Here is a 10099-nt window from a genome sequence, read left to right as displayed (position 1 = left end):
GCGCGGCGGGCGGCGCGGCGGGCGCGCAGCGTCATCAACGTCAGCGCCGGACCGGAGGCGGCATACAGCAGGAAGAGCCCCAGCAGCATGAAGGGCGGATTGAGCGACAGAAACACAAACACCAGCACGACCACGAGTATCTTGAGAAACGGCACCCGGCCGCGCAGGTCGAGTTCCTTGAAGCTGTGATAACGGAAGCGGCTTACCATCAGCATGGCGGCGGCCACGGTCAGCAGGAAGGACGAGGTGATGATGGCGGCGTTGCCCCGCCAGGCGTTGTCATCGCCCACCCAGACGATGCCCGCCACCAGTGCCGCGGCGGCGGGGCTCGGCAGTCCCTGGAAGTAACGCTTGTCGGCGATGCCGACCTGGGTGTTGAAACGCGCGAGCCGGAGTGCCGCCATGGTGGCGTAGAGGAACGCCGCCATCCAGCCGACCTTGCCGAAGGCATTCAACGACCAGAGATACACCACCAGCGCCGGCGCCAGACCGAAGGACACCATGTCGGAGAGGCTGTCGTATTCGGCGCCGAAATCGCTCTGTGTATTGGTGAGCCGCGCGATGCGGCCGTCCATGCCGTCCAGGATCATGGCCACGAACAGCGCGATGGCGGCGGGTTCAAAGCGTTCGTGGATGGCGGAAACGATGGCGTAAAAACCGGAGAACATCGCCGCCGTGGTGAACAGATTCGGCAGCAGATAAATCCCCCGCCGCCGTGGAGCGGCGGCATTGCCGCTGTTGATCTGCTTAACGTTGGGCAATGCAGACAGTCTCCGCATCAGTTTCTCTCAATTACGAGAGCGGTCGACCAGCTTGTTGGTCTTCAGCCACGGCATCATGGCGCGCAGCTTGGCGCCCACTTTCTCGATCGGATGCTCGGCACAAAGCCGGCGCTGCGCCTTCATCACGGAAGCGCCCGCCTGATTCTCGAGAATGAACTCGCGCGCGAACTGGCCGGTCTGGATCTCCTTCAGGATCTTCTTCATCTCCTGCCTGGTCTTCTCGGTCACAATGCGCGGTCCGCGGGTGTAATCGCCATACTCGGCGGTGTTGGAGATCGAATAGCGCATGTCGGCGATGCCGCCCTGATACATCAGATCGACGATGAGCTTCAGTTCATGCAGGCATTCGAAGTACGCCATCTCCGGCGCATAACCGGCCTCGACCAGTGTCTCGAATCCCGCCTGCGCCAGCGCGGTGATGCCACCGCATAACACGGTCTGTTCGCCGAACAGATCGGTTTCGGTCTCCTCGCGGAAATTGGTCTCGATGACGCCGGCGCGGCCTCCGCCGTTGGCGCTGGCGTAGGCCAGCGCGATCTGTTTGGCCTGGCCGCTCTTGTCCTGAAACACGGCGATGAGCGTGGGCACACCGCCACCCTCCTTGTAGGTTGAGCGCACCAGATGCCCCGGCCCCTTGGGTGCAATCATGATTACATCCAAATCCTCGCGCGGCACGATTTGCTGGAAATGGATGTTGAAGCCGTGGGCGAAGGCCAGCGCCGCGCCCTTCTTCATGTTCGGTTCGATTTGTTTGCTGTACAGCTCACGCTGATGTTCGTCTGGCGCCAGCACCATCACCACGTCGGCGCCCTTGACCGCCTCCTCGACGGATTTGACCGTCAACCCCGCGGTTTCGGCCTTTTTCGCCGAGGCCGATCCGGGCCGCAAACCGACCACGACCTTGACGCCGGAATCATTGAGATTGTTGGCGTGGGCGTGGCCCTGCGAGCCGTAGCCAATGATGGCGACCCTGCGCTTCTGGATCAATGTCAGGTCGGCGTCTTTATCGTAGTAAATATTCAACATGTGAGTTCCCGTTGGTTGCGTTTTGCAATTAAAGAAGATGATCCGGATTCACCGACACCTGCGTCGCCTTGGCGGACGCAGTTTCGGTCTTGGCCGCCGGCGCGGGACGCGTGATGCTGGGGATGTGCAGGCTGAGCGCGCGCGTGCCGCGCGCGATGCCGGACACGCCGGTGCGCACCACTTCCAGAATCAGCGACTTGTCCAGCGCCTCGATGAAGGCGTCCAGTTTCTCGCCCGTGCCGGTCAGTTCGATAACGTAGGTGGTGTCGGTCACGTCTATGATGCGGCCTCGGAAGATCTCCGCCATCCGCTTCACCTCCTCGCGGCCGCCGTCGCGCGCCATGACCTTGATGAGCATCAATTCGCGCTCGATATGCGGGCCCTCGTTGAGGTCGATGAGCTTGATGACGTCGATGAGCTTGTTCAACTGCTTGGTGATCTGCTCGACGATCTCATCCGAGCCGCTCGTCACCAGCGTCATGCGCGACACCGTCGGGTCCTCGGTCGGCGCCACCGTCAGCGATTCGATGTTGAAGGCGCGCGCGGAGAACAGGCCCGCCACCCGCGACAGCGCGCCGGCCTCGTTTTCCATCAGGATGGAGAGGATGTGCCGCATGGGTCAGGCCAGCTCCCGGTTCGTTCCCGAGCCCGGCGCCAGATGCATCTCGTGATGGCCCTTGCCCGCGGCGATCATGGGATAGACGTTTTCGGTCTGATCGGTGATGAAGTCGAGCAGCACCAGCTTGTTCTTCATCGCCAGCGCCTTCTTGAGCGCGTCGCGCACCTCCGGGGTCTTTTCCACACGCATGCCGACGTGACCGAAGGATTCCGCCAGTTTCACGAAATCGGGCAGCGCGTCCATGTAGGAGTGCGAATAGCGGCGATCATAGAAGAACTCCTGCCACTGCCGCACCATGCCCATGTAGCGGTTGTTCAGGTTGATGATCTTGATCGGCAGGTTGTATTGCAGGCAGGTCGACAGTTCCTGTATGCACATCACCAGGCTGGCCTCGCCGGTCACGCAGCAGACGGTGGCCTTCGGGAAACCGAGCTGCACGCCCATCGCGGCCGGCATGCCGAAGCCCATCGTGCCGAGGCCGCCGGAGTTGATCCAGCGGCGCGGCTGATCGAACTTGTAGTACTGCGCCGCCCACATCTGATGCTGGCCCACATCCGAGGTGATGTAGGCGTCACCCTTGGTCAGCGCGTACAGCTCCTCGATGACGTGCTGCGGCTTGATCACCTTGCTCTTGCGGTCGTAGCGCAGGCAGTCCACCGACGCCCATTCGTCGATCTGCTTCCACCACGGGTCGCTCTTGCGCGACATCGGCTTTAACCTGGCCTCCTTGACGACCTTGATCATCTCGCGCAGCACCTCGCGTGCGCTGCCGACGATGGGCACGTCCACCGGCACGTTCTTCGCGATCGAGGAGGGATCGACGTCGACGTGGACGATCTTGGCGTCCGGGCAAAATTTGGCGAGATCGCCGGTGACGCGATCATCGAAGCGCGCGCCTATGGCGAGCAGCACGTCGCAGTGGTGCATGGCCATGTTGGCCTCGTAGGTGCCGTGCATGCCCAGCATGCCGACGAACTGCCTGTCGGTGGCGGGATACGCGCCCAGGCCCATCAGCGTATTCGTGATCGGAAATCCCAGCAGGCGCGCGAACTCGGTGAGTTCGGCCGCGGCATTGTCGATCACCACGCCGCCGCCGGTGTAGATCATCGGCCGCTTCGCGGCAAACAAAAGCTGCATCGCCTTGCGGATCTGGCCGGGATGGCCCTTGGTCACCGGCTTGTAGGAGCGGATCTCGATGTTCTGCGGATAGTAGTACTCCGTCGAATCCGCGGTGACGTCCTTGGGGATGTCCACCACCACCGGCCCGGGACGCCCCGTCGCGGCGATGTAAAACGCCTTCTTGATGGTCGCGGCCAGGTCCTTCACGTCCTCCACGAGGAAGTTGTGCTTGACGCAGGGGCGGGTGATGCCGACGGCGTCGACTTCCTGGAAGGCGTCGTTGCCGATGAGGTGCGTGGGCACCTGGCCGGTGAACACCACCATCGGGATCGAATCCATGTAGGCGGTGGCGATGCCGGTGACGCAGTTGGTCGCACCGGGGCCGGAGGTGACCAGCACCACGCCGGGCTTGCCGGTCGCGCGCGCGTAGCCGTCGGCGGCGTGCGTCGCCCCCTGCTCGTGTCGCACGAGGATGTGCTTGACCGCATCCTGTTTGAACAGTTCGTCATAGATATGGAGGACGGCACCGCCGGGATAGCCGAATATGAACTCGACCCCCTCGTCCTTGAGCGCCCGGACAAAAATCTCCGCCCCCCGCATTTTCTTACCCACAGCCCTGACTCCGCCGGTTTGTACCTGAAAAACAAAGGATTGAGAAACTACAGGGCTTCCTTGGCGAGGTCAAGCCGGACGTGCAAAACCGTTACTTTCCGCTCCATTCCGACATCCCATTTTCAAGGGCCCGATGCCCCAATGAAGGAGCAGGCGCCATGTGGTTCAGGAGAATCGTGCTGTTTTCGTTGATGCTGATAGTGCAGATCGGCCGGGTGGAGGGTGCGCCCATGAAATTCACGAGTCCCGTCGCACAGGTGCAATTGGTCGAGCTCTACACCTCCGAGGGGTGCAGCAGCTGTCCGCCGGCGGATCGGTGGTTGAGCGGGTTCACCCAGGACGCGCGGCTCTGGCGGGACATCGTGCCGGTGGCGTTTCACGTCGACTACTGGAATTACCTCGGCTGGGAGGATCGCTTCGCCTCCCCCGTCTATAGCGAGCGCCAGCAGCACTATGTACAGGCCGGCGGCGTGAGCCAGGTCTACACCCCCGGCATCGTCGTGCAGGGCCGGGAATGGCGCGGCTGGTTCAGCAAGCCTGATTTGGAACTGGAAGCGGGACGGCCGGTCGGGCAGTTACAGGTTGAACTTGGCGATGACCATCACGGCGAGGTGAGTTTCGAGCCATCCACCACCATTCCCGCCGATGCGATTGTCAACGTCGCATTGCTGGGATTTGGTCTGGCCACGGATATCAAGAACGGAGAGAACTCGGGCCGCACCCTGCATCATGATTTCGTGGTCCTCGGCCTCACCCAAGCGCCGCTCAAACGCGATGGCGATCACTACGTCGCGGACATCGTGCTACCCGGTACCAGACAGGAAGTTCATCGCCTGGGTTTCGCGGCGTGGATCAGCGGCACCTCCAATCCGGCGCCTTTGCAGGCGGTCGGCGGCTGGCTCGATGGCAAATGACACTGATATCGCGGTTACGCCGTCATTCACTACTGTCACACGATGCGGATTTTGGCGATGCGGCGCTTGCCGACCTGTATGAGGTAGCTGCGACCTGTCTGCAGTGATAATTTTTTATCGCTGATTCGCTCGCCATCCACGCGCACGGCGCCCTGCACGATTAACTGTATCGCCTGCGACGCGCTGGCGGTCATGCCCGACTCCTTGAGTGCGGAAGCAATTACCATACGTCCATCGGGAGCCGCGAGTCGCACTTCCGGAATTTCATCGGGCAGTTCACGGTCGCGGAACCGGCGGGCAAAGCCTTCCCCGGCCGCTTTGGCCGTCGACGCGCTGTGGAAACGTGTGACGATCTCCAGCGCCAGTCGCACCTTGATGTCGCGCGGATTGACGCCATCCGCCACTTCCTTCTTGAAACGTTCGATCTCCGCCATCGGGCGGAAGCTCAGCAACTCGTAATAGCGCCACATCAGATCGTCGGAAACCGACATCAGCTTGCCGAACATTTCATCCGGCGGATCGGTGATGCCAACGTAATTGCCGAGCGATTTCGACATCTTGTTGACGCCGTCCAGTCCTTCCAGCAACGGCATGGTCAGCACCACTTGTGGTTCCTGGCCATAGGCTTCCTGCAACTGGCGCCCCACCAGCAGATTGAATTTCTGATCGGTGCCGCCGAGTTCGACGTCGGCCCTCAGCGCCACCGAGTCGTAGCCCTGCACCAGCGGATAGAGAAATTCATGGATGGCGATCGGCTGGCCCTCGCGGTAGCGCTGCTGAAAATCGTCGCGCTCCAGCATGCGTGCCACCGTGTGCTTCGCCGCGAGGCCGACGAGATCGGCCGCCGTCATCTTGTCCATCCATTGCGAATTGAAAATGATTTCCGTGCGCGCCGGATCGAGCACCTTGAAGATTTGTTCCCGGTAGGTGCGGGCGTTGACAGCAACTTCCTCGCGCGACAGCGGCTTGCGGGTAATGTTCTTGCCGGTGGGATCGCCAATCATGCCGGTGAAATCGCCGATGAGAAAAATCGCGGTGTGACCCAAATCCTGAAACTGGCGCAGCTTGTTGAGCACCACGGTATGACCCAGATGCAGATCGGGCGCCGTCGGATCAAAGCCCGCCTTGACCCGCAATGGCTTGAGCTCACTTTGACTGCGCGCCAGTTTGGCCAGGAGGTCTTTCTCCACCAGCAACTCCACGCTGCCACGTTTAATCAGTTGCAGGGCGTCATTCATCTGGAAGGGTCTTGCAAGGTTTTCGTGGACGGTCGCTCGACTGTGACCAGCTTATCACAACGCCACGCCCGGATTGACCTCCAGGAGCATCAAGGCTATTGTTTTGACGGCAAATTCCGGGGTCTGCCTGAGCGTGACCATCATCCGGCATATAAAATACGATTACAAAATTCGCCTGGACTGGCGCGGCTACGAGAAGCGGCGCGCGGCGCGCGGCCGCCATTTGCTGTATCTGCTGGCCCCCGCCGCCACTGCGTTGCTGGTCGGCATGGCCTACGGCAAGCTGGGCGGACCCGCCGCTAATTTTGCCTCACCGGCGCCTGTGGCCGAAATCGGCAAACCGGCGGAACCCCCCGTGTCGCCCACCACCATTGCGCCGGATGATTCCGGAAAATTGGTCTTCACATTGCCGCCATCCCACACACTCACCGAGCCAACAACGGTTTCCGTGCCGCCCGCTCCGCAGGAGCCAAGCGCGCCTATCGAGACCGCCGCCGCGACCGGCGATGGATCCTCCATCGGCCCGGAGGCGCCGCAAAACGAGGAGGAGGACGAGTGGCAGACAGTGACCGTTCGCGACGGTGACAATCTGGCGTTGATCTTCGATCGCCTGGATCTCGACGCCGGCGACCTGGATCAGATCATGCGCCTGGGCAAGGATACCGAGGCGCTCAAACATTTGAGCCTCAATCAGGAATTGCGCCTTCGGATCAGGGATGACCGCTTCATGGAATTGCTGCACCCCATCGATCACCGCCGGACGCTGCATGTCGCCCGTGTTGATGACCATTTCACCGCCGAGATCGTTGTAGAAGAACTCGATGCTCGTCCGGTACACGTCACCGGTACGATCGACAGATCCCTCTTCGAGGCCGGCCAGAAGGCCGGTCTTTCGGACAACCTGATCATGCAGCTGGCGGATGTGTTCGGTTATGACATCGACTTCGTGCTGGACCTGCGGCCGGGCGATCGCTTCACGGTGCTGTACGACGAACTGTACAAGAACGGCAAAAAGGTCAAGGACGGCAATATTCTCGCCGCCGAATTCGTCAACGACGGGCGGACCTATCGCGCGGTGCGTTACGAGGAGGAGGAAGGACGCGCCGCCTATTACTCGCCGGATGGCCACAGCCTGCGTACGGCCTTTTTACGCACGCCGGTGGCCTTCACACGCATCACCTCGTACTTCAGCCGTGCGCGTATGCACCCCATCCTGCACCGGATGCGGGCGCATCAGGGCGTGGATTACGCCGCGCCCAAGGGCACGCCGGTCAAGGCCACGGGCGACGGCAGGATCATTTTCGCCGGCTGGCAGGGCGGTTACGGCAACGTCATCATGGTCCAGCACAGCGGCAGTTACAGCACCGTGTACGGCCATCTCAACGGCTATGCGAAGGGCATCAAGACGGGCGTCAGCGTGCGCCAGGGACAGACCATCGGCTATGTCGGCATGACCGGGCTCGCCACCGGCCCGCACCTGCATTACGAATTTCGCGTCAACGGCGTGCACCGCGATCCGCTCAAGGTCGCGCTGCCCAAGTCGCTGCCCGTCGCCGCGGAACACCTGCCCGATTTTCAGGAGAAGACCCGCCCGCTGCTGGCGCAGCTTGATGAGATCACCAACACCCGGCGAACAGCCTCCGCTGAAGCAGCGAATACCGCGGCGGCCAAAGACAAGATGGCCGCCACCGACAACCCCGTATCACGTTAAACATCCGCACCCGGACAGACGCGGTTTCTCATGCCCCTGTATTTAGGTCTGATGTCAGGCACCAGCATGGATGCCACGGATTGCGCGCTGGTTCATATCACGGAGGGTGTCGTGCAGTTGCTGGGCTACCGGGAGACGCCCTATGCCGAATCGCTGCGCGCGCGCCTGGACGCGGCCCGGCGGCAAGGAAACAGGTTGACGGTTTCAGAATACGCGGCGGTGGACGTTGATGTGGCCCGGGCCTTCGCCGCCTCGGCTCTGGACCTTCTCGCAGCACACAAGGTCAAGGCGGATCAAATCCGCGCCATCGGCAGCCACGGCCAGACGCTGCTGCATCAACCGCGGGCGCAGCCGCCGTACACCGTACAGGCCGGCGATCCGAACATCCTCGCCGCCTTGACCGGCATTACCACAGTCGCCGATTTTCGCCGCCGCGATCTGGCGATCGGCGGTCAGGGCGCACCGCTGGCGCCGGCCTTGCACGCTGCCCTGTTCCGGAGCGCCGATCAGGATCGCTGCGTGGCCAACCTCGGCGGTATCGCCAACGTCACGTTGTTGCCACGAGACGCGACACAGCCCGTCAGCGGCTATGACACCGGTCCGGGCAATGCGTTGCTCGACGAGTGGGCGTCGCGCCATCTGGGCGCGGCAATGGATACGGACGGCGAGTGGGCGGCCAGCGGCAGGCTTGTTGAATCATTGCTTGATGATTTGCTCGCCGACCCGTATTTTTCCCTGCCGCCGCCAAAAAGCACGGGGCGCGATTATTTTCATCTACCGTGGCTGGAGGATCGCCTCCGGCGACATCCAAATCTACGGCCTGCCGACGTGCAGGCGACGCTGCTGGCGCTGACGGCATGCGCCCTGGCCGGCGCTGTGCTGAAATCACTGCCAGGCACGCGTGAATTGCTGATTTGCGGCGGTGGGGCCATGAATCCGCCCTTGATGCGCGCGATCGAGGGCGCATTGCCCGGCGTGAAGGTGATGAGCACCGCCGCTTGTGGTTATGATCCGCGCTGTATCGAGGCCATGTTGTGCGCCTGGCTGGCGCACCGCCGGCTGGAAGGCCTGCCTGGAAATCTACCCTCCGTGACCGGCGCGCGCGCGGACGCGGTGCTGGGCGGGGTTTACTACGGAAGGGACAAATCCAGCCACTGACGGAGCCCTGAAACCGGCGTCGTGGGATCTCAAACGGAGAATGAAGAGCCGCAGCCGCAGGTGGTCGTGGCGTTGGGATTGCGAATCACAAACTGCGCGCCTTCCAGCCCTTCGCTGTAGTCGATTTCGGCGCCGGCCAGATATTGATAGCTCATGGGATCGATGAGCAGCTTGACGCCGCCGTTCTCCACGACGGTATCGCCTTCACCCAGGGTTTGCTCGAAGGTAAACCCGTACTGGAAACCGGAACAGCCGCCACCCTGGATGAACACGCGCAGCATCAACGCGGGATCGCCTTCCTCATTGATCAACTGTCGCACCTTGGACGCCGCGGCGTCGGTAAACACCAGCGGGCTGTCCGTTGTCGTCTCCATTTCTGTCATGAATAAATCATGCCTCTGTACTGCTGCGCCGTCACCTCAGGATGCTGGCCCTGTACCGGTTTTTGTCGCCGGCGCATGGGCGGCTGCCTGAATACCCTTTTCCGCCTGCGAGATATGCACCAACTGGCCATTCACCGTCGAACCCACCGCCATCTCGATTAAATTATAGTACACATTGCCTTCGACCCGTGCGTTGGCGGCAAGTTCGATATGCTGGCGGGCATAGACATCGCCGACGACAGTGCCGTTCAATACCACGTAGGGCACCTTGACATCGCCTTCGATGGTGCCGCGATCGCTGAGCGTCAGCACGGAGCTTTCCTCGTCCTCCGCCGTGACATTACCCTTGAGCCTGCCATCAACATGCAACCCGCCGCTGAAACGGACATCGCCGCTGACATGGGAATGCTGGCCGATCAGCGAATCAATTCGGGTATGTCTCTTTTTTTTGCGCTTACCCCACAACATGGTCATCTCCCCGGTTATGGTTTCTGTTTCCCGATCGTGAAAACTCGGGAGGAATCGATCATTGCCGCC

9 protein-coding genes and 1 pseudogene are annotated in these 10099 nt (G+C 61.8%); 3 read left to right on the top strand and 7 right to left on the bottom strand.

Going from position 1 to position 10099, the window contains the following annotated elements; genetic code table 11:
- From pssA to VMH34_09790, 4 genes and pseudogenes are all read right to left on the bottom strand, one after another.
- Window positions 1–779: CDP-diacylglycerol--serine O-phosphatidyltransferase (gene pssA / locus VMH34_09805; GenBank protein ID HTT09069.1), on the bottom strand; the 779-nt coding region annotated here is incomplete at its 3' end.
- Window positions 780–788: 9 nt separating this feature from the next.
- Entirely contained in the window at window positions 789–1805 is a 1017-nt protein-coding gene (ilvC, locus tag VMH34_09800) for a ketol-acid reductoisomerase (GenBank protein HTT09068.1), read from the bottom strand.
- A gap of 130 nt (window positions 1806–1935) precedes the next feature.
- Window positions 1936–2424: pseudogene (gene ilvN, locus VMH34_09795) on the bottom strand (acetolactate synthase small subunit).
- 3 nt (window positions 2425–2427) lie between these two features.
- On the bottom strand, window positions 2428–4146 hold the full coding sequence (locus VMH34_09790) for an acetolactate synthase 3 large subunit (protein HTT09067.1): 1719 nt from the start codon (window positions 4144–4146) through the stop codon (window positions 2428–2430).
- Window positions 4147–4316: 170 nt separating this feature from the next.
- Here VMH34_09790 and VMH34_09785 point away from each other — a divergent pair, with 170 nt between their 5' ends.
- Complete coding sequence (locus tag VMH34_09785; GenBank protein ID HTT09066.1) at window positions 4317–5072, top strand: DUF1223 domain-containing protein; 756 nt, start codon at window positions 4317–4319, stop codon at window positions 5070–5072.
- A 35-nt stretch (window positions 5073–5107) separates the two neighbouring features.
- On the opposite strand, the gene tyrS is transcribed toward VMH34_09785, so the two are convergent.
- Window positions 5108–6310, bottom strand: a complete 1203-nt coding sequence (gene tyrS, locus VMH34_09780) for a tyrosine--tRNA ligase (protein ID HTT09065.1) — start codon at window positions 6308–6310, stop codon at window positions 5108–5110.
- Between the two features lie 103 nt (window positions 6311–6413).
- Between tyrS and VMH34_09775 the strand changes: the two genes are divergently transcribed.
- Complete coding sequence (locus tag VMH34_09775) at window positions 6414–8021, top strand: peptidoglycan DD-metalloendopeptidase family protein (protein ID HTT09064.1); 1608 nt, start codon at window positions 6414–6416, stop codon at window positions 8019–8021.
- A 30-nt stretch (window positions 8022–8051) separates the two neighbouring features.
- Window positions 8052–9179 (top strand): anhydro-N-acetylmuramic acid kinase, encoded by a 1128-nt coding sequence (locus tag VMH34_09770; GenBank protein HTT09063.1) that lies wholly within the window; start codon window positions 8052–8054, stop codon window positions 9177–9179.
- 29 nt (window positions 9180–9208) lie between these two features.
- Here the strand turns inward: VMH34_09770 and erpA are convergent, their stop codons facing one another.
- Together erpA and VMH34_09760 are read right to left on the bottom strand one after the other, a co-directional pair.
- Window positions 9209–9553, bottom strand: a complete 345-nt coding sequence (erpA, locus tag VMH34_09765; GenBank protein ID HTT09062.1) for an iron-sulfur cluster insertion protein ErpA — start codon at window positions 9551–9553, stop codon at window positions 9209–9211.
- A 45-nt stretch (window positions 9554–9598) separates the two neighbouring features.
- On the bottom strand, window positions 9599–10030 hold the full coding sequence (locus tag VMH34_09760; GenBank protein ID HTT09061.1) for a polymer-forming cytoskeletal protein: 432 nt from the start codon (window positions 10028–10030) through the stop codon (window positions 9599–9601).
- Window positions 10031–10099 lie beyond the last annotated feature (69 nt).

The organism is Gammaproteobacteria bacterium (assembly GCA_035501935.1).
Classification (GTDB): Bacteria; Pseudomonadota; Gammaproteobacteria; order JAJPIJ01; family JAJPIJ01; genus JAJPIJ01.
The sequence above is the reverse complement of the archived record's forward strand: the minus strand, read 5'-3'. Positions and strand labels throughout refer to the sequence as shown.